The sequence below is a fragment of the Bradyrhizobium ganzhouense genome (assembly GCF_049949285.1).
In the GTDB taxonomy this organism is placed as follows: Bacteria; Pseudomonadota; Alphaproteobacteria; order Rhizobiales; family Xanthobacteraceae; genus Bradyrhizobium; species Bradyrhizobium ganzhouense.
The window spans coordinates 2,465,528-2,487,224 of the sequence record NZ_CP181318.1; the positions used below are offsets into that span (position 1 = coordinate 2,465,528).

28 protein-coding genes are annotated in these 21,697 nt (G+C 61.5%); 8 read left to right on the top strand and 20 right to left on the bottom strand.

Going from position 1 to position 21,697, the window contains the following annotated elements; all coding sequences use genetic code 11:
- Nucleotides 1-54: 54 nt before the first annotated feature.
- The 4 genes from ACLFLU_RS11290 (at nucleotide 55) to ACLFLU_RS11305 (ending at nucleotide 4,080) form a co-directional block, all read left to right on the top strand.
- On the top strand, nucleotides 55-912 hold the full coding sequence (locus ACLFLU_RS11290; protein ID WP_426412262.1) for a tetratricopeptide repeat protein: 858 nt from the start codon (nucleotides 55-57) through the stop codon (nucleotides 910-912).
- 936 nt (nucleotides 913-1,848) lie between these two features.
- Nucleotides 1,849-2,034, top strand: a complete 186-nt coding sequence (locus ACLFLU_RS11295; RefSeq protein ID WP_426412263.1) for a hypothetical protein — start codon at nucleotides 1,849-1,851, stop codon at nucleotides 2,032-2,034.
- Between the two features lie 27 nt (nucleotides 2,035-2,061).
- Nucleotides 2,062-2,871 (top strand): arylamine N-acetyltransferase family protein, encoded by an 810-nt coding sequence (locus ACLFLU_RS11300; RefSeq protein WP_426412264.1) that lies wholly within the window; start codon nucleotides 2,062-2,064, stop codon nucleotides 2,869-2,871.
- A gap of 243 nt (nucleotides 2,872-3,114) precedes the next feature.
- On the top strand, nucleotides 3,115-4,080 hold the full coding sequence (locus ACLFLU_RS11305; RefSeq protein ID WP_426413967.1) for a TauD/TfdA family dioxygenase: 966 nt from the start codon (nucleotides 3,115-3,117) through the stop codon (nucleotides 4,078-4,080).
- A 633-nt stretch (nucleotides 4,081-4,713) separates the two neighbouring features.
- Here the strand turns inward: ACLFLU_RS11305 and ACLFLU_RS11310 are convergent.
- The 3 genes from ACLFLU_RS11310 to ACLFLU_RS11320 form a co-directional block, all read right to left on the bottom strand.
- Entirely contained in the window at nucleotides 4,714-4,965 is a 252-nt protein-coding gene (locus ACLFLU_RS11310) for a DUF3551 domain-containing protein (RefSeq protein ID WP_426412265.1), read from the bottom strand.
- A 216-nt stretch (nucleotides 4,966-5,181) separates the two neighbouring features.
- Nucleotides 5,182-5,454, bottom strand: coding sequence for a DUF3551 domain-containing protein (locus ACLFLU_RS11315; RefSeq protein ID WP_426412266.1), 273 nt, complete (start codon nucleotides 5,452-5,454; stop codon nucleotides 5,182-5,184).
- Between the two features lie 163 nt (nucleotides 5,455-5,617).
- Entirely contained in the window at nucleotides 5,618-5,974 is a 357-nt protein-coding gene (locus ACLFLU_RS11320; protein ID WP_426412267.1) for a hypothetical protein, read from the bottom strand.
- A 346-nt stretch (nucleotides 5,975-6,320) separates the two neighbouring features.
- Here ACLFLU_RS11320 and ACLFLU_RS11325 point away from each other — a divergent pair, with 346 nt between their 5' ends.
- Nucleotides 6,321-7,187: a L,D-transpeptidase gene (locus ACLFLU_RS11325; RefSeq protein WP_426412268.1), complete on the top strand. Its 867-nt coding sequence runs from the start codon at nucleotides 6,321-6,323 to the stop codon at nucleotides 7,185-7,187.
- A 150-nt stretch (nucleotides 7,188-7,337) separates the two neighbouring features.
- Here the strand turns inward: ACLFLU_RS11325 and ada are convergent, their stop codons facing one another.
- The 6 genes from ada to ACLFLU_RS11355 form a co-directional block, all read right to left on the bottom strand.
- Nucleotides 7,338-8,429 carry a bifunctional DNA-binding transcriptional regulator/O6-methylguanine-DNA methyltransferase Ada gene (gene ada, locus ACLFLU_RS11330; protein WP_426412269.1) on the bottom strand — a complete coding sequence of 364 codons (1,092 nt, stop codon included), beginning with the start codon at nucleotides 8,427-8,429 and terminating at the stop codon, nucleotides 7,338-7,340.
- 143 nt (nucleotides 8,430-8,572) lie between these two features.
- Nucleotides 8,573-9,025: an ester cyclase gene (locus ACLFLU_RS11335; RefSeq protein ID WP_426412270.1), complete on the bottom strand. Its 453-nt coding sequence runs from the start codon at nucleotides 9,023-9,025 to the stop codon at nucleotides 8,573-8,575.
- A gap of 136 nt (nucleotides 9,026-9,161) precedes the next feature.
- On the bottom strand, nucleotides 9,162-9,491 hold the full coding sequence (locus tag ACLFLU_RS11340) for a GcrA family cell cycle regulator (protein WP_426412271.1): 330 nt from the start codon (nucleotides 9,489-9,491) through the stop codon (nucleotides 9,162-9,164).
- Between the two features lie 37 nt (nucleotides 9,492-9,528).
- Nucleotides 9,529-9,705, bottom strand: a complete 177-nt coding sequence (locus ACLFLU_RS11345; protein WP_426412272.1) for a hypothetical protein — start codon at nucleotides 9,703-9,705, stop codon at nucleotides 9,529-9,531.
- Nucleotides 9,706-9,848: 143 nt separating this feature from the next.
- Nucleotides 9,849-10,166 carry a hypothetical protein gene (locus ACLFLU_RS11350; RefSeq protein WP_426412273.1) on the bottom strand — a complete coding sequence of 106 codons (318 nt, stop codon included), beginning with the start codon at nucleotides 10,164-10,166 and terminating at the stop codon, nucleotides 9,849-9,851.
- A gap of 143 nt (nucleotides 10,167-10,309) precedes the next feature.
- Complete coding sequence (locus ACLFLU_RS11355) at nucleotides 10,310-10,525, bottom strand: dodecin family protein (protein WP_426412274.1); 216 nt, start codon at nucleotides 10,523-10,525, stop codon at nucleotides 10,310-10,312.
- Nucleotides 10,526-10,794: 269 nt separating this feature from the next.
- Here ACLFLU_RS11355 and ACLFLU_RS11360 point away from each other — a divergent pair, with 269 nt between their 5' ends.
- On the top strand, nucleotides 10,795-11,202 hold the full coding sequence (locus tag ACLFLU_RS11360) for a hypothetical protein (protein ID WP_426412275.1): 408 nt from the start codon (nucleotides 10,795-10,797) through the stop codon (nucleotides 11,200-11,202).
- Nucleotides 11,203-11,341: 139 nt separating this feature from the next.
- Here ACLFLU_RS11360 and ACLFLU_RS11365 read toward each other — a convergent pair whose 3' ends face one another.
- Genes ACLFLU_RS11365 through ACLFLU_RS11380 form a run of 4 tightly spaced genes read right to left on the bottom strand, consistent with a single transcriptional unit; the run spans nucleotide 11,342 to nucleotide 14,217 of the window.
- Nucleotides 11,342-11,956 carry an isochorismatase family cysteine hydrolase gene (locus ACLFLU_RS11365; RefSeq protein WP_426412276.1) on the bottom strand — a complete coding sequence of 205 codons (615 nt, stop codon included), beginning with the start codon at nucleotides 11,954-11,956 and terminating at the stop codon, nucleotides 11,342-11,344.
- A 51-nt stretch (nucleotides 11,957-12,007) separates the two neighbouring features.
- Nucleotides 12,008-12,685 carry an alpha/beta fold hydrolase gene (locus ACLFLU_RS11370; protein ID WP_426412277.1) on the bottom strand — a complete coding sequence of 226 codons (678 nt, stop codon included), beginning with the start codon at nucleotides 12,683-12,685 and terminating at the stop codon, nucleotides 12,008-12,010.
- A 23-nt stretch (nucleotides 12,686-12,708) separates the two neighbouring features.
- Complete coding sequence (locus ACLFLU_RS11375) at nucleotides 12,709-13,404, bottom strand: dienelactone hydrolase family protein (RefSeq protein WP_426412278.1); 696 nt, start codon at nucleotides 13,402-13,404, stop codon at nucleotides 12,709-12,711.
- Nucleotides 13,405-13,413: 9 nt separating this feature from the next.
- Complete coding sequence (locus tag ACLFLU_RS11380; RefSeq protein ID WP_426412279.1) at nucleotides 13,414-14,217, bottom strand: enoyl-CoA hydratase/isomerase family protein; 804 nt, start codon at nucleotides 14,215-14,217, stop codon at nucleotides 13,414-13,416.
- Between the two features lie 230 nt (nucleotides 14,218-14,447).
- On the opposite strand from ACLFLU_RS11380, the gene ACLFLU_RS11385 reads away from it, so the two are divergent.
- Entirely contained in the window at nucleotides 14,448-15,353 is a 906-nt protein-coding gene (locus ACLFLU_RS11385; RefSeq protein ID WP_426412280.1) for a helix-turn-helix domain-containing protein, read from the top strand.
- A gap of 294 nt (nucleotides 15,354-15,647) precedes the next feature.
- Here ACLFLU_RS11385 and ACLFLU_RS11390 read toward each other — a convergent pair whose 3' ends face one another.
- On the bottom strand, nucleotides 15,648-17,354 hold the full coding sequence (locus ACLFLU_RS11390) for an adenylate/guanylate cyclase domain-containing protein (RefSeq protein ID WP_426412281.1): 1,707 nt from the start codon (nucleotides 17,352-17,354) through the stop codon (nucleotides 15,648-15,650).
- A 172-nt stretch (nucleotides 17,355-17,526) separates the two neighbouring features.
- Between ACLFLU_RS11390 and ACLFLU_RS11395 the strand changes: the two genes are divergently transcribed.
- Nucleotides 17,527-17,685, top strand: a complete 159-nt coding sequence (locus ACLFLU_RS11395; protein ID WP_426412282.1) for a hypothetical protein — start codon at nucleotides 17,527-17,529, stop codon at nucleotides 17,683-17,685.
- 127 nt (nucleotides 17,686-17,812) lie between these two features.
- Here the strand turns inward: ACLFLU_RS11395 and ACLFLU_RS11400 are convergent, their stop codons facing one another.
- From ACLFLU_RS11400 to ACLFLU_RS11425, 6 genes are all read right to left on the bottom strand, one after another.
- A complete protein-coding gene (locus ACLFLU_RS11400; RefSeq protein WP_426412283.1) occupies nucleotides 17,813-18,031 on the bottom strand; it encodes a YodC family protein in 219 nt (72 codons plus the stop codon).
- A 316-nt stretch (nucleotides 18,032-18,347) separates the two neighbouring features.
- The gene (locus ACLFLU_RS11405) at nucleotides 18,348-19,094 is read right to left on the bottom strand and encodes an HAD family hydrolase (protein ID WP_426412284.1); all 747 of its coding nucleotides are present in this window, start codon (nucleotides 19,092-19,094) and stop codon (nucleotides 18,348-18,350) included.
- The gene (hemF, locus tag ACLFLU_RS11410; protein ID WP_426412285.1) at nucleotides 19,091-19,990 is read right to left on the bottom strand and encodes an oxygen-dependent coproporphyrinogen oxidase; all 900 of its coding nucleotides are present in this window, start codon (nucleotides 19,988-19,990) and stop codon (nucleotides 19,091-19,093) included. Before hemF ends, ACLFLU_RS11405 begins: the two co-directional genes overlap by 4 nt.
- Before the next feature lie 4 nt (nucleotides 19,991-19,994).
- Nucleotides 19,995-20,360 (bottom strand): 6-pyruvoyl trahydropterin synthase family protein, encoded by a 366-nt coding sequence (locus ACLFLU_RS11415; RefSeq protein ID WP_426412286.1) that lies wholly within the window; start codon nucleotides 20,358-20,360, stop codon nucleotides 19,995-19,997.
- Between the two features lie 17 nt (nucleotides 20,361-20,377).
- Nucleotides 20,378-21,010, bottom strand: a complete 633-nt coding sequence (gene queE, locus ACLFLU_RS11420; RefSeq protein WP_426412287.1) for a 7-carboxy-7-deazaguanine synthase — start codon at nucleotides 21,008-21,010, stop codon at nucleotides 20,378-20,380.
- A gap of 18 nt (nucleotides 21,011-21,028) precedes the next feature.
- On the bottom strand, nucleotides 21,029-21,487 hold the full coding sequence (locus tag ACLFLU_RS11425) for a tRNA (cytidine(34)-2'-O)-methyltransferase (protein ID WP_426412288.1): 459 nt from the start codon (nucleotides 21,485-21,487) through the stop codon (nucleotides 21,029-21,031).
- Between the last annotated feature and the right edge of the window lie 210 nt (nucleotides 21,488-21,697).

The window sequence follows — 21,697 nt, forward strand, 5'->3', positions numbered from 1 at the left end:
CCCAGGGGAATGGCAAACGGCTATCATCTCCGTCGACTGCGGAAGCCACATGTGATGCAGACGCGTTCCACACTATGCCGGTCGTTTCCTTGGCTGACCGTGCTGGCTCTCGCCGGCTTGCCCACGGTGGCTGCCGCAGACGATGTGGACATCTGCGCCCGGCAATTGGGCGACGCCGCCATCGCGGCATGCTCCCGCGCTATTGCGTCGGGCCAGTTCAAAGGCGAGGAGCTTGCGAAGATCTACTTGAACCGCGGCGTCGAACATAAAAACAAGAGCGACCTCGACGGCGCCATCGCCGACTACAGCGAGGCGATCCGGGTCGACCCCAAGCGCGTCGCGGCCTACTTCAACCGCGGCAACGCGTGGCAGGCCAAGGGCGAATTCGATCGCGCCGCCGCCGATTACAGCGAGGTCATCCGGATCGATCCTGGCCACGCCAGGGCTTACAACAACCGCGGCGTCGCCTGGTCGAGGAAGGGGACCGCCGACCGCGCCATTGCCGATTACGACGAGGCTATCAGGCTCGATCCGAACTACGTCGAAGCCTACAGCAACCGCGGCAACGCCTGGATGGCCAAGGGCGACCGCGATCGCGCCATCGGCGACTACGATTCTGCGCTCCGCCTCGATCCGACATATGTCGAAGCCTACGACAACCGCGGCGACGCTTTCGTTGCCAAGGGCGACGTCGACAGCGCCATCGCAGACTACAATGAAGCGATCCGGCTCAATCCGAAATTTGCCAAATCCTACTACAACCGCGGCGTGGCGCGGGAGAAGAAGCGCAGCCTGCCGGAGGCCTTGTCCGATTTCGAAGCGTACGCGCAGCTCGTTCCGTCCGACCCGGATGGCCCGAAGTCCGTGGCGCGCGTCAAGACGGAGTTGAGCGCGATGACGGGGCGGCGCTGATAGCTTGATGGCTCGGGTTGGCCGACGCACACGCTGCCGGCACTGTGTCCGACCTGTGCTCATGCCCCGAAGCGAGCATTCCGCATGGCTCGAAACGTTCGAGCCATGCTAACCTATGTTCTGATGTAGCCGCCGGGCGACGTGAACTAGCGGCGGACCGATGGCTTGATTTCGGCGACTCGCTTTTCGCCGGGCAACTTGCCCCCGGCCAGCAGGCTGGTGCAAATCCACCGAGATTCTCTGGGTTGCGCGCCAAGGAAAGCCTTGGTCTCTACGCACTGCGCGTAGGTGTTGTAGCTGAGCGTGTCAGTGCACGTTGGCGAGAAGTTGCTGCTATCATACCCCCCGGCAGCAAGGTTACATCCGATCCAGGGGGCGTTGCCGACCCTGAAACTTGTTTCGCAACCACCGTTGCAGCTACGGGCTTCTCTCTCCAGCTTCGCAAGCCTCCCCAATGTCGAATCCGGGGCGAACTTCGGATTTTGAGCTGATGATGAGCCGGATGTCCGGTGGTGGGACGTCACGGTCGTTGGCCCCTGCCGCGGCACAACAGTCGGTCTTGCCTTTGGCGCTTCGACCGAGACGGCGGGAAGCGAGGCGTTTGGCGTGGGTTGCGACATCGCCGCGCTGCTGCACAGCAAGACAGTTGACAGGGTAACGACGACTGACGGCACGGCGAAGCCTAATGACGATCTCATAAGGTGCCTCCCCAAATCCGGGACGGAACAGCCGTCCCGACAGCTCAGAGTTGTATCATAACATGCCGATACCGGCAATTTGGAGGGCGCTCGGCTCTGGCCCTTCTGTGACATTCCGTGATGTCCGCGAGCGTCCCAGATGTTAGCCAGAGAGGTGTTAGCCAGAGGCTTGCCGCCATCGGCGACAGATTTATTATTGATCCGAGAGGGAGGTCATTCAGGTCCGGCCGAGAGTGGAATGATCGGAACAGCCGAAAACGCGGCGGAAGCCGTGCGCGCTGCAAAAGCGATTGCTGATGTCGGCGGGCACCATTCGCGTCCGGACATTTTCAGACTGATTGTCGAGCGTCGACCGCCCGAGCGAGTGTCGGATGCCCAGGTGGCGGTTGGCATGACGATGGCGCGCTCGCGTGCCGGTCAGTAATCTCTTTGCATCAGGATGTTCAGCAGGATGACGAATACTTTTGATCTCGACGCTTACCTCGGCCGTATCGGTTACACTGGCCCGCGCACACCGGTCTTCGAAACCCTGGCAGGGATCCTCGCGGCCCACGTCGCGAACATCCCCTTCGAAGTCTTTGACGTCTTGCTCGGCCGTCCGATCAGGCTGGATCCCGAAGGATTGCACGCCAAGCTCATCACTGCCCGGCGTGGCGGACATTGCGTCGAACATGCAACGCTCATGTATAACGCCCTGCATGCGATCGGCTTCAACCCGGCCAGGCACTCGTCCCGGGTCGTTTTCTTCAAGCCACGTCATGAGAGCGTGCGGGAGCACATGTTTCTCTCGGTGACGGTTGATGGCGCCGCTTACGTGGTTGATCCCGGCTTCGGTCCCTTTGCTTGCCCTCACCCGATACCCGTTGACGGCACTCCCGTGCCGGTCAGCGCTCCGACTCACAGGCTCGCCCACGAAGGGACCGATTGGATTCTCTTCTGCCTGTTGCGTAACGGCGCGGAGACACGGGGATGGATATCCAAGATGGAGGAGGAGTATCCGGTCGATTTCGAGATGATGCACTACTATCTCGTCAGTCACCCGAATTCCTTCTACACGCACAACCTTGTCGCCAGCGCCGTCACGAAGGAAGGCCGCATCAATATCACGAACCAGGACGTCAACTTCATCCGCGATGGCGCTGCCAAACCCGTTCAACTGACCGACCGCAAGGCGTTGCGCCTGCTCGTCGCGGAGCATTTCGGATTCGATCTTCCTGAACTGGAAACGATGAAAGTCGATGGCGTGCCCGGCTGGCTGTAGCCGATCGCATCGCCCGGGTCGTTGAGCTGTTGAACAGCGCGTTGCGCTTGGCCAAGTTGCAAACATGCTGTCGGCACAATATCGTCGATAGCGCGACGCCGCGTCTGGCGATTAATCTCCTCAGGAATCAAAATCATGAATGCGGTCTCAGCGCCCAGCGGGATCAATCGCCCTCCCGGGAAGATCGACATCCCATCCGCCTGGCTGGGCGCCGAGATGAAAGCCAATCCTGATCGATGGTTGATGTCGCTTACTGCCAGCGAGATCGCGGAGCTTGAGAGCGCGGCAAAATCCTATCTTGGTCGAAGCAGGAAAATCGCCGACATCACCAGGGAAAGCTTTCCGCTTCCGCGCTTCGGCGCGCACCTGGAGCAGCTCAAGGCGACGCTGCTGACTGGGCTCGGCTTCGAAGTGATCCGCGGCCTGCCGGTGGCGAATTACAGCCAGGAGCTTGCGGCGACGATATTTTGCGGGGTGGGCGCGCATCTGGGATCGGCGCGGTCCCAGAATGCGGCGGGTCACATTCTCGGTCACGTCCGTGACATCGGCGCCGATGCCAGGGATCCGAACACCCGGATTTATCAGACGTCGGAACGGCAGACATTCCACACGGATTCGTCCGACGTGGTTGGACTGTTATGCATTCGCGAGGCGATGGAGGGAGGGGATTCCCTCCTTGTCAGCACGTCGACCATCTACAACGAGATGTTTGACCGGCGTCCCGACCTTGCCGCTCTCCTGTTTGATCCCATCGCGACGGACCGCCGCGGTGAGGTGCCGGAGAACGAAAAGCCGTATCTTGAAATCCCGGTGCTGAATTGGCACGCGGGGTTCCTGACCGGGTTCTATCAGCGCCAGTATATCGACAGTGCGCAGCGCTTTTCCGATGCGCCAAGGCTGACGCCGGCTCACGTCGAGGCGCTCGATCTCTTCGACGCGCTCGCAAATGACTCCAGCTTGCATTTTGGCATGCGGCTTCAGCCGGGTGACATGCAGTTCGTCTACAATCACGCTCTGCTGCATGATCGGACCGGATTCCGCGATTGGCCCAACGCAAGCCAAAAGCGTCATTTGCTGCGCCTGTGGCTCAGCATGGCAGGTGACCGGCCGCTGCCCGATTGCTTCAAGCAGCGCTATGGCTCGATCGAGATCGGCAACCGCGGCGGCATTATCACCAAAGGTACCAATCCGAACGTTCCGCTGGATTGATGGTCGAAGTCAGTTCGCCCCGATGGCATCGCCGGCGGGATGGACGTAATGCGCCGGCCGCAAGCGGCTCAAGCGTCTATGGGCCGTGCAAGCTGCCCAGAAATCGCTCCTTTTCGCCAGGCGCATAACCCTGACAAGCGCCGTAATACGCTTCTGGCTGGTCACAGGAGGAGGTGGACCGGGCTTCAGTCGGCGGCCGAGGTGGCGCGTACGCAAAGCTCGAAGCGGAGCCCGGTGCGAACGTGCCCTGATTGGCGCGAACCACAGCGTGCCGGTGGGTGTGGTGCGCCGGCGCTGCGTTCGCAACGCCGCCCAGGGCGATCAAAAGGCTCAAAGCCAAAATGGAACGCATCGCTTTTTCTCCAGCTGTCCCTCGGCTTCTTAGTTAAGGCTCGGCTGCAGAGCCCCAACGGGTGCCGGCTTCACGGCTGGTCACATCCCCGGGATCACGGGCCCGCATGGGGCGAGCGATCGTGCGATTTGGCAAATGTCGCTTGTCGACATCGCAAGCTGGCCGTCGGGCGTATGACCCTCCAGTCCGATCTGGCGCGAGCCTCGCGTGAAAGCGCTCTGGCGCGGACGCCTTGGTCGCTTGAGGCCGGTCGCGCCGAGCGCGTGCCAGCGTTGCTGTGATCAGCGCTTCCGGGGCGGAGGCGGCGGCGGCTGTTGGAACCTCACGCGCGGGTTTATATCGCAATAGGTGTTCCAACGCCCGGATGACGAAGCCAGGCATTGTTCTCGCGTCGAATACATGCATTCGCCGGGATAGCCGAGCTCTCCGCCAAAGACGCACCAGGGATAGTCACGCTCAGCGTGCGCTGCGGGAGCGAGCCCCGCCACCATGAAGACAACCAGCAAGGCGATCCGCATGAGATCCTCCATCATGTCAGCCGAACGGCGGTCGCCGGACGCCAAATATGGCTAACGAATTGTTGCCTCAACGGCAAGCATCAACCCGGCGCTACACGACATCGTTCCTGTCGAATTGCGAAAGCTTGTTATCCGCTCTTGGGAACGTTCGCACGCAGCTTCGCTTGACGCGCACAGACGGTGTCTTCGGATCACTTGGCCCGCTCGCAACTGCTGCCGCTGCAATCGCACCTATCGGAGACGCGGACCGCGGTCTGGAGGAGACGGTGGTTGCGCGGACGGTGGCTGCGCGTAAGGGTTTGCCAGGCACGTGGCGGAAAGACCCGCAGCGGTCGCTCTACACTCCTCCCACGAACTGTACCGGCACGAAATAGAGCTGGCACCGCCCCATTCCCACTTCTGAAGGCAAATCGGATAATTGCCGCCGAACCGTTGAGCCACAGCTGGAGCGGGCGCCGACATTGTGATCCAGATGATCAGGAGAAAGGGAAGCGCGCGCATCATGCGACTCCGAGGATTTGCGGATTCTACGTCCAGTGCACTGCGGACCAAAGAGATTCCGGCTTTCCTGGCACGGCGACAATACTAGGCCGCGCTGCTCCGCAGCCGCAACAGCAAAAGCAATAACGCATGCACGTCGCTGCCTCTGATGGTTCGTTTGCCACGCCTACTCGATCGTTGCATTCACCGTCATGACCGATCTGCCTGAGCCGTATGGACCCTTTCCTTCACCATAGATGGCGAACGTATCGTTGCCCTTGTAACCGGATGCCGCGGTGTACCTGAACGTCGTTACGTTGATCTGTCTGAGCGTCCCGTGCGCAGGCTTCTGGGAAACGCCCGAGCTGTGCATCGCTCCCGGAATTCGCATCGGGAAATTGCACGTTTCGCCCGACCTGACCGCGAAGTAGGCCGTCATGTCGACGCCAAACACGGACGGATGGCCGGTGACTCGGCAATCGGAGACGGCGAAGGCCTTAATCGGCGTCAGGCTCAAGACAGCAGCGACAGCCAAAGTCCGCATGCTCGTCTCCCGTGCGGATGAGAAGTGGCATCCGCGGGCAATTGATCTCAAAGCGTCGGGATAACCATTGATTTGTATCAACATACCGACCTGCGTCGACCTGGCGGATTGGCTACTTCCGCCGTTGGCCCTTGGCGGATATTGCCGTGGGAGTCGATGTCCCCGGTGCCCCGAAGCCGCCGTTAACGAAAGAGCGGAGCCTGTCCGCTCCGCCAGATTTTTATGTTGCCGAACAAGAGTTCGGCGTTAACCACCGCTAACGGTTCCAGTCTGAACGACATCGCTTCGAAGTTTCTTAAATTTTGCTGGGTACCTCTTCCGGACATAGTGATCTGGGGAAAGAGATATGAGCAAGCGGGCCAAACGTGGAAAGGCGGAAGCGCTCGCAGTACCAATGGCCGCGAGAGTTGCAATTGGCGCCGTAGCCGTCGCCGCATTGGGATACGGTTTGCTGTCTCGTCCGGCGAGCGTGCAGCCGATACGAAAGCCGTCCGCACCTCAAGCCCAGGCATCGTCAACGCCGGTTTACGTGGCAACTCCGGTCCATGCATCAGCGCCAGCTCCGGCTCCGATTCCGGCCCCGGCCCCGGCACCTCTGGTCGAACCACCAAAGGCCGCTGACGGTCCCGGAGCATTTGTTCGGCAGGTGGTTGACTACGCCAGCCACCAGGCGCCGGGCACCGTGATCATCGATACCAAGAACACATTCCTTTATTTCGTTCTGAACGAGGCGCAAGCACTGCGCTACGGCATCGGTGTTGGCCGCGAAGGTTTCACATGGTCCGGTGAGCAGACCGTGGCCCGTAAAATAGAATGGCCGGATTGGCGTCCGCCTGCAGAGATGCTCGTGCGTCAGCCTTATCTGCCGCGGTTCATGGCAGGCGGTCCGACCAACCCGCTCGGCGCCCGGGCGATGTATCTCGGCGAGACCGAATATAGAATTCACGGCACCAACAAGCCCGATACGATCGGGAAGCGGGTTTCGTCCGGCTGTATCCGGCTGACCAACGAGGACGTCGCGGACCTTTACGAGCGGGTGAAAGTCGGAGCCAAAGTGATCGTGCTTCCGGCAACCGCTGCCCGCCATCCATCCCAGGGAGCGCCGCCCGACGCCGCTTTCCGATCGCCGGACCCGGCATCGCCGTCGAGCCGCCCCTCGGCAACTAACGCGCAAATACTGTCATCTGGACCGAGGATCGCCGAGGTCCAGTAACTCGGTCCTCCATTCTCGCTCTGCAACTGAGGACGAGGAGGCAATTCAACTCGTCGCCTTTAACTCAGCTTCTGCTCCCTTCTGCGATATCCAGCAATGTCCGCTAGTGCGAAGCAGGCGTAGGCAATAAGCGACCACTTTCCGCGCGGCTCAGGTGGCTCGCGAGGCTTCCTTGTCCAACAGGGCGCGCTTGCGTTCCACGCCCCAGGCATATCCGGAGGTCGACCCGTCATTGCGGATCACGCGGTGACACGGAATCGCGATCGCGATCTTGTTCGCCGCACAAGCGCCCGCGACGGCGCGCACCGCGCTCGGAGACCCGATCCGCTGCGCAAGCTCGGCATAGCCGACCGTCCGACCTGCGGGGATGTCCTGAAGCGCCTGCCAGACTCGCTGCTGGAACGCCGTGCCGCGAATGTCGAGCGGCAGATCGAGACCGATCTCCGGCTCTTCGACAAAACCGACCACGCGGGCGACCATCGCCTCATAGTCGCGGTCAGCGCCGATCAGACGCGCCTTGGGGAATCGATCCTGGAGATCGTGGACAAGCTCCTCCGCGTCATCCCCAAGAAGAATTGCAACCACGCCCTTCTGGCTCGATGCGACCAGAATGGGGCCGAGCGAACTTTGACCGACCGCGAACCTGATCTCCTCGTTCGCTCCTCCGGCGCGATATTGCGATGGCGTCATGCCGAGTATCCCCGTCGACTTTTCGTAGAACCGCCCGCTCGAACTGAAGCCGGCGTCGTACATCGCCTCGGTCACGGAATTGCAGGAGGCCAGCCCTTCACGAAGCTTCTTGGCGCGGAATTCGGCGGCATAGCTCTTCGGTGTGAGCCCGGTGGCGGCCTTGAAGATTCGATGCAGATAACCCGGGCTCAAGCCGGCTGCACCGGCCAGCTCTTCCAGCGAGGGCTGCTCCTCGCTCGTCTCGATGATGCGGCAAACCTTGGCGACCAGCGTGTTATTCCCGGCCTCGACCGAGGGCCCGTCCGGATTGCAACGCCTGCAGGGCCGAAAGCCGGTCGCCCTCGCACTCGCCAGGCTATCGTGAAGCTGGACGTTCTTCGGGTTCGCTGTGCGCGAGGGACAGGATGGCCGGCAATAGACCCCCGTCGTCGAAACCGAATACCAGAACTGGTCATCTGCCGCCTTGTCGCGCGCCAGGACGCGGGCCCATCGCGGATCATCCGCGACCGGCAGGGGCATCTGCTTGCGGAACTGAAGGGTTGCTGCGGTCATAAGTTCTAGTCTCCACGAACCCGGAGGCGTCGCCACCCGATTTCCGACGGCAGAGTCTGGTGCTCCAAAAGCAGACGAGGCCCGCACGGCATGCGAGCCTCGCTCAACGACATCGGCTGTGCCGATGGTGGGACGCGTTCCGATCAGGCCGCCGCCTTGAGCAACCCGAGCTGGGTCAGCGCGGTGACGCCGTCATCGAGACCGATCTCCTCGACGATCTTGCCGTCGATCACCTTGAGCACCGTGGTGCCCGTGAAGCGCATCTTGCGGCCCGTCGCAGCGGGCAGGCCGCCGATCAGGAAATCGCTGAACGCCGGGCCGGTGTGAGTGCCGCCGCCTTCCCATTGACCGACGACATAATCGCCTTCGGCGATCAGGTCCGCGGTGCCCCAGAAGTTGAGATCCGGGAACGCGGCGCGGAAGTCGGTCATGAACGCCTTGATGTCGTCGCGGCCGCGACGCGGTTCATGCAGCGAATATTTGAGCAGCATGTCGGGCGCGGCAATCTCGTCGATGACGCCAAGATTGACGCTCTTGCCCCAGAATTCGGTGAACCAACGACCAACGACGGCCTTGTTCTCATCTTGCTTGCTCATCGAAAAACACCCTTCATTTGCAGGAATCATGGATCGACACTCGATCGCTGCAATGTCTAGGCGTCGGCCCCGCGCATCAAACTCCGGTTCTTGCCCTGAAATTCGAAAATGCCCTGCCCCCTTTCGTGGTTCGCTCTTAGCCAGTGTTCCTGACCGCCTCAGCTAGAATGGTGTACAGCTGCTGCTTGCTGAATTCCTTGGGCTGCTGCCTCTCTGCTGTGCTCCGCGACACCTTCTTTGCTACTCGAGGTGCGCAGGCGGCCGACGATTTCGGCCTTAGCTTCGGAGGCGGCCTGATCTTGGGTCTTGCTGTTGGCGGCTTGCGGCCACGCTTCAAGCCCTGCCGGGTTAGCATCCCGCAGACCGCGTTACGGCTATGCCCGAGACGGCGTGCAATCTGTGCCGCGCTCTGTCCTGCGGCCCAGAGCCTTTCGAGCAGTGCTACGTCTTTCGCATCCCAGCCCATGGGAGATTATAGCGCCGACTGGCCGACACCGGCTAGTCTAGTCTTCATCCGGCTCGCGTACGACTGCCGGTTCGTCGGCTTCATCCTCCTCTTCGTCGTCCTCCTCGTCCTCGTCTTCATCAGGATCTCGGGGCGGCATCGCGGCGTCCATAGCTACGAGCGGCGCCGAGATGACCGCTGTGATGAAAAATGCTTCGAAATCGTGTTGCCTCATGTGTTGTTACTCCTCGAAAAGCATGCGCAATCGAATGTTCCCGACGGACGGCATCCGGATGTCCTGGGCGCGATCGCCCCTACGCGACGGCGATCAGATCGACAGCAGCGGCAAGGGGCGGCGCCCAACACAATTGGCGGCGCTTACGGATACTTTATGCCCGACGACGCATCAGGTTCCATATTCACCAGAACTTCGCCGGCAGTGATTTCGGGATCGCCAAGATCGAGGTCATGCAGACTTGCTTGAATAAACGCCAGTATCTTGGCGTTCGCTGCATTGGCGCTTTCGCGGTCCTCGAATATCATCACAGCCGCACCAACGCCGTCGCCACCGTCGAGCACGTAGTAGGATCTGAATCCGTGCGATTGCCTCAGGATCTGGCCGATGCCGCTCTTGGCGCGGCGAGCAGCGTCCGCAACCGAACGAACCTTGGTGTACTTGCGAATGACGATGTACATGAGGTCACCACGCGTTACAGTTCCCGCCCCACGCATCAAGGCATCCCGAGTCCCGGTTGGACCAGGCACTACGTCCCGGATGGCCGCGCGCGTTTCTCTAGTGAGCTAACCTCGCCCCGCAAGCGGGGGCGAGGTGCTGAGGCTCAGGAACCCTCGAACTTGAACGATACGTTGAGCTTGGCGCGATAGGCCTCTATTTTTCCCTTCTCATCCAGTTGCATATCGAGTTTGACGACCTCTGCAATGCGAAGATCCCGGAGAGATTTTGCCGCTTGCCCGACCGCATTGGCGGCCGCCTTCTCCCATGAGTCGGGGCTGGTACCGATCAGTTCAATGACCTTGTAGACGCTGTCAGCCATGTCGTCCTCCTGTTCGGTCTGAAGCAGGAAGCAGGTGCTCCCCGCCGTCGCGAAATCTAGCATCAGGATATCGGCGCTGATACCACGCGATACGGTCCCGGACGTCGCCCGGGCACCGCTAAGGACAAACCGCATTTGGCGGGGATGGCGGCTGTTGGCCCAGATGCGAAGTGACGGTACGCGTCATTGAAGTCCGCTTAGCGGGGACGAGCCGACTAGATTTGCTCGTGCCGAGTTCTTCGCATTTTGACCCTTAGCTGAATTAACGTTTGGCGATCAGCATGCTCAGCATGGGTTCAGTGCAACCTCCTCGACTGCCCTATTTGGGGCACAACGGTAGAGAACTCGGCCTGATGCTGAGGGGCATGAAGCCTCTTGCCTATTTCCTGAATTTTGTTCCCCGTGAGTTCGACGTCAATATTCGATATTGGCGGATGTTCGACAGACATGTCGCTGCGGGCCGGTTGATACGACGCGAAGTAACTGAACTGCCCCACCGAAGACTGCTCTACGCGTTACCCGACCATGAGTGGCGGATAGACGCCATGCTTGCGCTCCTAAACGAACTCGAAGCATGGTCCGAAGATCACGAACGGCGCTCTTGCGAATTGCTTGGCTACGAGGGCTGGCAGATTGACTATTGGCTGGCGCATCGTCGCTCGCGTGCGGATACTTAGTCCGCTCCTGGCCCGAAGGCGAAGAGGTGCGGAAAGCTGCATAAGTCTGCTACTAGGGGCAGACCGGAAATCGGCGGCGTAGCTCTCGACTGCCGCCTTTGGACCCAAAGCGGAAGTTCCGAATCTGCCGTACAGTCGACTAGGCGGAAAGCTGTGCAAGCAATTCTTCGGTCGTGACTATGGAGTGGGCATAGGTCGGCCCGTTGATAGTGTGTGCGGCGTGCATTGCCTCGGGGCTGAAGGCCGCGGTGGCGTCCTTGACCAGCGTGACGTGATAGCCGAGCTCCATGCCGAAGCGACCGGTCGCCTCGATACAGGTGTTGGCGATCATGCCGATCAGGATCACGCGACGGATGCTATGCTGCTTGAGCTGGAAATCGAGATCGGTATTCGCAAAGCCGCTCGATCCCCAGTGTTCGCCTGCAACGATATCGCCCGGCTGCGGCTCGAAGTCATCGTGGAACGTGCCACCCCAACTGTCCCTGGCAAATACCTGCGCCTTGGCCGAGCCAAGTTGGTACGGCGAAGGATTGTCAAAGGACACATAGTCACCCGGCGTCCAGCGGTGATGCGGTACAAAGACTATCTTCAGCCCACGGGCGCGCGCCGCCGCGACTACCACGCGCAAATGTTCCAGCAGGTTGGTCTCCTCCGCGATCGCCTTGACGCGCGGCCAGAGCTTGCCGCCATCGGCGAGAAAATCGTTATACGGGTCGACCAGCAGGATCGCCGTTGTTGAAGGATCGTAACCCATGACGGTCTCCCGGGGCGGGGCGAGTTCCGGCCTGCGCTCGGCCACAAGATATCACGCCGCCCTCGCAGCTTCGCGGATCACCTCAAGCACGGCTTTCGGTTGAGACAGCATCGGAACATGGCTCGATCTGAGCTCGACGGTCTTCGCACCCATGCGCTTTGCGGCGAAGCGTTCCAGCTCAGGGTTAACGGTGCGGTCCTCCGTTGCCACGATCGACCAGCTCGGCTTCGAGCGCCAGGCGACGCCGTCGAGCTTCTGCGTGAAGAGATCGAGCGCCGGCGCGAAGTGCGTGGCGTAGACGACGCCCTGCTCCTCAGCGGAAAGATCGCCAGCGAAGCAGGACACGCCTTCGGGTTTCACCCAGACGCGCCCATCCGCAACTTCAATGTGACTGAAGACGTCCGTTCTTGGAAACTTGTCTTGTTGGCCCTGCGACGTCTCGGTCTCATCGGGCCCGAGGGCCGCGATGTAGACCAGCGCGGCAACGCGCTTATCCATGCCAGCGTGCGTGATGACGGTGCCGCCATACGAATGGCCGACGAGGACGATAGGCCCTTTCACCCGCCCGAACGTACGGATGGTGGCGTCGACATCGCCCTTTAGCGTGTCGAGGCCATACTGTGCAGCCATCACGTCGTGGCCTTCGGCCCGCAGAGCCGGGATCAGTTTCTGGAAGCAAGAGCCGTCGGCCCAGATTCCGTGAGCGAAGACAATGCTCGGTTTGGCCATTTGCAGTCTCCTGATCTGTCGCGTTATCGCAGGTGTTGGTTGAGAAATTCGCGCGTTCGTCCATTGGCCAGCACAGCCGCAGTGGCGTTGTAGTGTGTCCCATTGTGCCGGGAGAACGCGTGACGCTGACCCGGATAGCTGTAAACGGTCGCGTTCGGCTTCTTTGCCAAGGCAGCCTTGATCTGTGCCTGGGCCGGCTTCGAGATGAACTCATCCTCTTCACCAAGGTGCATGAGCAAGGGAGCCCGCAAGCTACTCACTTCACCAAGGTAATTTTCCGTGTCGCCGCCATGGTAGGCAACGGCGGCGGATACCTCATGGCGGGCGGCCGTGATGAACGCCATCAGCGCACCGAGGCAATAACCTTGCAGGGCAACCTTCGCGGTGGACTCAGGCAAGTTGGCCGCGGCACGAATGGTTTGTGCGATGTCTCGTACCCCGGCGTCGCGATCATATGCGCCGTAGAGCCCTAGGCCGTGCTGCCAGTCAGCTTCCGATCTCACGTCAAGATCGACGTCAGGCTCCTGCCGCCAGAACAGATCCGGAGCGATCGCTATGAAGCCCTGTGCCGCCAGCTCATCGCAAGTCGCCCTGATGTCGGCGTTGACGCCAAACAACTCCTGGAGAACGATCACGACGGGTGCGGGTTGGCTTGCGGGCCGCGAGATGTAAGCTTGGAACGATCCGTCCGGAGATTCGATGAGGAGCTGATTGTCCATGAGCTTGACCTAAAGGTTGCCGATGTGACGTCCGAGGTTCAACTCGAAATCTCCAGCCTGGCCGATTCCCCGCGCGCGCAGCTTCGGGAATCGGTCCTTCGCTCCATTCCATGAGAAGGTCTGGAAGAAGATATCCTGGGTTGCTTTTAGCGCGACCGGATCGGGCAGGCCGGCCTGGTTGACGATCGACTTCGCAGCCTGCAATGCCTGCTGATCGAAGGAGAGAACGCGGCGAACGAAGTCGGCGACAAAGGCATCGAGTTCGGCGTCAGGTAGGGCGCGATTGATCCAGCCATACCGTTCGGCGGTATCGGCGTCGAAGTCGTTGGCGCCCATGATGATCTCGAGGGCACGAGACCGGCCGACAAGGGTCGGCAATCGCTGCAGCGCTCCGCCTCCCGGTATCAATCCGGTACCGACCTCCGGCTGCCCGAAAATCGCCTTCTCGCGGCTGGCAAAACGGATGTCGCACGCAAGTGCAAACTCACTTCCGCCGCCGCGGACTCTTCCCCGTATGACGGCGATGCTCAGCGCACCGCTCTTTGCTAACCGCGTCGCGGCATCAATCCAGGGCGGCACGCCGAAACGGCTGGGCGGTCCCGCCGTGCCGTAATGCGCTATGAAAAAATCGGGATTTGCACTTTCGAAAGTCACGACCTTGACCGCCGCATCGGCCTCGATCTCCCCGACAAGGTCGTAGAACGCATCGTACATGACGTCGTCAATCACATTGACCGGCGGGTTATCCAGCGTGATGCGCCAGTGGCCCGGTGTTGATCTGTCGACCAGCAATGTCTGCTTTGCGCTGCCCATTCGCGTCTCGCCCTTTCGCGCAGACAATACGGCTGCCGGCGCGAACAAAATTGTACGGATTTGACCGCATTGAAAAAATCAGTCGAAAAACCCTGCGAGAGATAATGCTGCCGGCGACATGCCGCTGTTTTTATGATGGCCGACCTATTATCCTGCGCTCGCCGGGATGGTGATGCTCGCGTGGAGGACGCGAGCGCGTTTGTCGCTTTGCAACTGTTATGGAGACAATGATGGCTGCGGATGCAATTGAGGACGACCTTTCCAGGCGCTTCCAGATAGAAAGACCCGCGACCCTTGTCGTGCGCAAATCCTCAAAAGCGCGCATCGTCTTTTCACGCATGCGGAGCAATCATCCGATGCGCGGCCGTTCGCTGGCAGCCACTCCGCAAGAAGCCTTTGCGTTCCACGTGCCACTATCGTTGCCGTTCTTCTCGAATTTGTGGACGGCGGGACGGCGAAGAGAAGTGCCCGATTGGCGTCTCGGCGACGCGCAGCTCGTTGACCTCGGCGACCGTCCGGTCGTCAGCCTGGATACCCCCTTCGATTCGATCCGCTTTGGCATCACGCAGGTCGCGCTTGACGAGATGGCCAACGAAGCGGGAATCTCCCGGGTGAAGGGACTTTACGCGCCGAACTTTGGTGCCCGCGATCCGGTCATGTATGGCCTGGCGCAAGCGCTCGCCGGTGCGATGGAGCAGCCGGGTGAGGGAACCGCGATGTTTGCCGACTGCATCGCGCTGGCTTTTTTCGCTCACATCGTGCGCGCTTACGGCAGCGTCCCGATCGGGGGACGGAACGCCCGCGGCGGGCTTGCGGCGTGGCAACTGAAGCGCGCCCGTGACCTGATCAATGTCAATCTAGCCCACGATCTTTCGATCGCGGAGATCGCGCGCGAGTGCGGGCTCTCCAGCAGCTACTTTACGCGGGCGTTTAAACGGTCGACGGGCGTTCCGCCCAGCCGGTGGTTGACCAAAATGCGCGTCGAGCGCGCCAAGGAACTCTTAAAGGACCCGCGTTGCGAGCTCGCCGAAATTGCCCTGCAGTGCGGCTTCGTCGATCAAAGCCATTTCACGCGTGTGTTTTCCAGGAGCGAGGGTTACAGCCCGGGCCGGTGGCGGCGCCTTTACAGCCTATAACGCTATGGTTCACAAGTGTCGGCTTCTGGCCCCGCAGGCGAACATGGAGGCGACGTTCAGCTCGACCGCGTTGGGGCCAGAGCGGACATCGCAGGCCTGCGGCCAAACCGATGCTTCTGACCCAAGGCGGACATCGGCCTCCCGCGACAGTCGATGGCCAGCTTCAGCCTGTACGCAGGCAGATGTAGGCCGAACCCCAGGCTACGAATCTGGGGCCAGAAGTTGTTCTAGCAGACCCCGGACTCGTCAGGGAAGGACTTGGAGCGGACAAATGGCTGGTTACGGTCCGCTCTCTTATTTCTCAACGTGACGCCAGACACCGTCCCAGTCCGCGGCCGGAGGCGCGTGGCCCAAATGCGCAATTCGTTCCAGAAAGACGCGCGTCGGACCGTCGTCGGGAATCTTGCACAGGCAGCTTTCGAACGCCGTCTGCGCAGCAGACCAGTCTCGGCTGCGATATGCGGCAAGTCCTTGCGCGAACAACACCCGCAATTCGTCCCGCGTGGAGTCGAGCTCGCCGGCGCGACCCATCAACTCATAAATTCGCACCGGTTCGGTTTTTCCGGCGACCGTGATGGTGTCGATTTCGCGCGCTTTAATCGCGCCTTGTGCGAGCCGGAAAGTCTCCTCGCTGATGATGATGAGGGTTCCGTAGATCTTGTTCATGCCCTCAAGGCGCGAGGCAAGGTTTACGCTGTCGCCGATAACGGTGTAGGAACGAACGGAATCCGAGCCAATGGTGCCAATCACGGCTTCGCCGGTGGCAATACCCATCCGGATCACCAGCTCCGGTGGGTTGCGCCGCATTCCAGTGATCTCTGGTACTCGCTCCCGCAGAGCGGCAATCGCGTCCTGCTGCTCCAGCGCCGCTCGGCAAGCATCGCTTGCATGTTCGTCTCCGTTTGAAAACGGCGGCACCCAGAACGCCATGACGGCGTCCCCGATGTATTTGTCGATGATCCCACGATGGCCGTGAATGACATTGGCCACCGCGCCGAAATAATTGTTCAAGAGGTGAACGACGGCGCTGGCGGTTAGCTGCTCGCTGATGCCCGTAAACTGCTTGATGTCGGAAAAGAAGATGGTGAGGCTGCGCCGTTCGGCCTGATCCGCGCCACTGGCAATCAGCCGGCTGACGAGCCTGGGATCGACAAATTTTCCGAAGGTGTCCTTGACGCGGTCTCGCGCGCGCAACTCGTCGACCATCCGGTTGAACGAGAGTGCCAGCTCGCCGACCTCGTCGCGGGTGGCTATCAAAACCGGCTCGGCGTGCGTGCCCAGTTCAAGCGCCTTCGTGCTTACGACAAGCTGGCGCAGACCGGAGACCACGCGTGTCGATCCGATGGCGCTAACGCCGAGACCAATGCCGCATGCCGCAACGAAAAGGGCAAGGCTCAAATAGGTGTTCAACCGCTGCCGCGCGAGAACCCTACGGGCCGACCGGTCGGTCAGGTCGGCAAGCTCACGTCGAATCTGCGAGAGATCGGGGCCGAACGCCTGGGCGAATTTGGCAAAGCCGAGCGAAATGGTCCGGGCCTCGTCGCGACGTCCCTCCGAGATAGCCGCAAGCGTGGCGTCCCCCACGGCGAGGAAGTCTTCCAAACCACGGCTCATGTACTGGAGGACGCCGGCCATGCGAGCCAGGTCGACGCGATCCTCAGTGTTGTAGCCGCGATCGCCGGTTGCTTTGTGGAGTAAGGCGCCACCTGTCTTGATGGTATCGCGCAACTCATCGGCCGTTGCCCGCACTGCGGCCATCGCCGTCCGCTCCGTCCCGGCATCGGCTCGATCGGATATCAGGACGCGCGAGACTTCGAGCTCGTATCTATCGGTAAGGACATCGAATTCAGCAACCATGCGCGATAACGGCAGCTCATATTCGGTGATGTTCCCGAGCTGATCACTGTCGAGCTTTTGCGCGAAGCCGAGAACGCCAACGACGGCGCCGAAAATCGCCAGCAGAATGCCTGCAAGCAGAAAGATTTTCTTACGAATCGTCATGATTAGCCGTCGCCGCCACGGGTGAGCAAAAAGCGAAGACCGGGCGGACATGCAGTCCGCAACTGATCTAACCCTAAGGCAACGCCCTCTGACTACTCAAGGCCCCCTTGAGCTTACAATATGCTAATTTGAGCCGGCACGATCCCCCGTTTTTCAGCCCGGACGTTGCACCGTGACCGATGGTCGTCACCCGGCATGGACCGAGGAAAGCCGCTTTCGCGCTGCCCTCGACGATGTGGTTATCATCCCACTTGTTGTTATCACGCTCGCCACAAACAAGATCGTGCGTTTCGTTCTTTCGATCTTGATGCGCCTTCCCTTTTGCGCATGACTCCGGAAGTGGCCCTTCTGCGACATCCAGCGATGTCCGCTCGTGCGCCGTTGTTGGCAGAGAAGCGGACATCGGGAGCGTCAGAGCGAAACGCTCCGATCTAGCCAGGATGCGGTCTTAGGCGCGCTTACTCCTCGTCCTCGTCGTCTTCTTCCTCGTCGTCCTCATCCTCATCGTGGTCTTCGACTTCCAGACGATCGAGCGCGGCCAGCGGCAGCGTCTCGCGGAACAGATCGCCCTCCGAGCCCATCCAGAGGCAGACGATGTCGTCGCCCTTCACCTCTGCGACGGTCAGCGGCTGGCCGCCGGATTTCAGCATCACGACGTCGCCGGTTTTCAGTTCCATGGATGGTCCTTTCGGGTTGATCGACGAGAGCGGAGGCTAGCAAGCCGTCATGACACGCCGATCACGGGCTGCGTGACCCGTGAATGGCGCCGGCTTGCGTGGACTGCGCGAAACGTCGATGGCAGAGGTTCGAGTGGGAGATCGCTCGATGGTCGCTTCAGGACTATTCCGTCCCAGGCGCGGCGATGATGGCATCATGCGCCTGTTTTGCCCGACGCGTCAAATAATTTCGTAAAATCAGCAGTCGCGTTGCGTTTTGCGGCAAGCTGTTGATTTTGCAGTCACCGCTTACTGTGCATGGGGTTGTTTTCGGGATTTAGCCCGGCACGAGCTCAGTCAGCGAACGGATGATACGGTCGGGCTTGACGGTCGAGCCTTCGGGCAGGCCGTCGCCATGCACGTCGATCCAGATCGCATGGATGCCGAGCCGCTGCGGGGTGACGACTTCCCATTCCAGATTGTCGCCGATCATCCAGGTGTCTTCCGCGGTGACGCCAAGCGCCTCCATCGCGTGCAGATAGGCGCGCTCCTCGGGCTTGCCGAAACCGTGCTCGCCCTCGATCTGGATGTGGTCGAAGCGGTGGGTCAGCTCGAAGCGTTCGACCTTGGCGCGCTGCATGTCGGCGGCGCCGTTGGTGACCAGCGCGAGCTTGACGCCGTGCGCCTTGAATGCGTCGATCGCGTCATGCGCGCCCGGAAAGACGAAGATCGCTTCCTCGCGATAGGTTGTGAAGCGGTCGGCAAGGCGCGCGGCGAGATCGTCCGAGAGAGCGCGATGGCCGTTGGCGGCGAGGGTGGCGAAGCCGCCGCGCACCGTGAGCCGTCGCGCCTCGCCGAGCTTCATCCGCCATGCGGCTTCCGCGGTCGACCAGAACTGCCGCGCATAGGCCAGCACGGCCGCGGCGACTTCTCGCGGCGGCAGCGGCGCGAGCTCTTCGGCGAATTCTTCCGCGATCGTGTTCCAGGCGATCTCGGGCCGGCCATAGGCCGACAGGATGGTGTCGTCCATGTCGATCAACATGGCGCGGGGGAGCGGCTTGATTGCAGGCTTGATCGTCGTCATGGCCATTTCACCTCCGGCGGCAGCGACGACAGGATCGAATCCACATTGCCGCCGGTCTTCAGTCCGAAGATGGTGCCGCGGTCGTAGAGCAGGTTGAACTCGACATAGCGTCCGCGGCGGATCAGCTGCTCCTCGCGATCTTCGGTAGTCCACGCGCTCGCGAAATTGCGCCTGACGATATCTGGATAGATATTCAGGAAAGCGCGACCGACATCCTGCGTGAAGGCGAGGTCGGCGTCCCAGTCGCCGCTGTCGTGCCAGTCGTAGAAGATGCCGCCGATGCCGCGCGCCTCTTTCCGGTGCGGCAGATAGAAATACTCGTCGCACCACTTCTTGTACTTGTCGTAATCGGCAACGCCGTTCGGCCCTGTGCAGGCCTCCTTCATCGCGGCGTGGAAGGCGATTGTGTCCGCGTCCTCCTGCGTGCGCCGGCGGTCGAGCACCGGCGTGAGATCGGCGCCGCCGCCGAACCACGCCTTGGTGGTGACGACGAAGCGCGTGTTCATGTGCGCCGCCGGCACGTACGGATTGCGCATGTGCGCGATCAGCGAGATGCCGGAGGCCCAGAAGCGAGGGTCTTCAGCCGCGCCCGGGATCTGCGCGCGAAACTCGGGCGCGAACTCGCCGTGCACGGTCGAGCAGTGCACGCCGACCTTCTCGAACAGGCGGCCCGACATCAACGACATCACACCGCCGCCGCCGGCAGCCCCGCTGTGATCGGTGCGCTGCCACGGCGTGCGTTGGAAGCGGCCGGCCTCGCCGGGATAGAGGCTTTGCGGCGCGTCGTCCTCCAGCCGCTCGAAGTTTTCGCAGATATCGTCGCGCAAGCGCTCGAACCAGGCGCGGGCGCGGGCCTTGCGGTCTTCGATCAAGCTCGGGTCTAATGTAGATGTCATGCCGTTAGCCCTGCGGACCGTAATAGGTGCAGCTCTCGTTGCAACTGTCGCGGTGGATGCTGACGCGGGTGAGCTTGCCGATCGGCGCGAGCCGCTCCCAGACGAAGCGCGACAGGTTTTCCAGCGTCGGCGTGCCCAGCGCCTCGATCTTGTTGAGGAACTTGTGGTCCAGCGTCAGCCGCACGTCCTCGATGGCGCGCTGGAGCAGGCCGAGATCGACCACCATGCCGGTCGCAGGGTCGGGCGTGCCGCGCACCGTCACCTCGGCGCGGAAGGAGTGGCCGTGGATCTCTTCGCTCGCCGCACCAAAGGTCGTTCCCGACAGCGAATGCGCCGCCTCGAAGCGGAACGATTTCGTCAATTCCCACATCTGTCCGTCAACCCATCCTATCTGATGCCGAGCGATTTATGCGTCTGCACGCTCAGCCGCCATTGCGGATGGCGCAGGCAATAGTCGATCGCGCGCGCGGTGTTCTCTGCGACCTCCGGCCCGTCCATCGGCTGCAGCGAGAAGCGCTCGAAGGCGAGGCTCTCGAAAGTCTCGGGTGCCGCGAGGGCCTGCGGATAGACCAGCTTCAGCTCGTGTCCCTGGCGCAGCACAAGCTCGCTGCCGCCCTTGGGGCTGACGCAGATCCAATCGAGCCCCTCAGGCGGAGTGACCGTGCCGTTGGTCTCGACGCCGATCTCGAAGCCGCGGGCATGCAGCGCCTCGACCAGGGCGTCATCGACCTGCAGCAGCGGCTCGCCGCCGGTCAGCACCACGTAGCGATTGGAGGCCGCTCCAGTCCACTGCGCCGCGATGGTGTCGGCGAGTTCCACGGCCGAGGCGTAACGGCCGCCCAGCGTGCCGTCGGTGCCGACGAAATCCGTGTCGCAGAACTGGCATGTCGCCTCGCTGCGGTCGGCCTCGCGGCCGCTCCAGAGGTTGCAGCCGGCAAAACGGCAGAACACGGATGCGCGCCCGGCATGGGCGCCTTCGCCTTGCAGGGTCAGGAAGATTTCCTTGACCGCGTAACTCACTGGTCTCTCCTCAAACTATCAATCGTGCGGGTTCCGGACCTGCCGGAGCGCTTCGCCTGCGGCCATCGCCGCGGTCATGGCGACATTGAGCGACCGCAGCCCCGGGCTGATCGGGATCACCAGCCGCGCATCCGCCGCCTCGACCACCGCGTCGGTGACGCCGGCGCTCTCGCGCCCGAATAGCAGGATGTCCGACGTCTGGTAATGAAAATCGCGGTAATCCGTGGCGGCCTTGGTGGTGAAGAGTAGCAGCCGGTAGCTTTGTGCCGCCCGCCACTCCTCGAATTTCGACCAGGAATCGTGGCGGGTAATGCTGACATGGTCGAGGTAATCCATTCCCGCCCTGCGGAAATGCCGGTCGGAGACCGGGAAGCCGGCGGGTTCGATGATGTGGGCGGCGATGCCCAGACATGCGCACAGGCGGAGAATCGTGCCGGTGTTCTGGGGGATGTCGGGCTGGAAAAGTGCGATCTGCATGGGCGGTGGTCGGTCGGTTGTGGGCCGGAAATGTCTCAATAAAACATCGTCAGCCGTGGAATTCGTGCATTGCACGCTCCCGCGCCGTTAGCGGGCTTGCGCTCGTCCTGCAAGGGTGCCAATAGAACGATTCTGGACTGCTGTTTTTCGCCTTGTTTTGGTGGAGACAAGCCAAGTTCTGCCGCCGCGGGGGGCCGCGGGCGCCGGCAG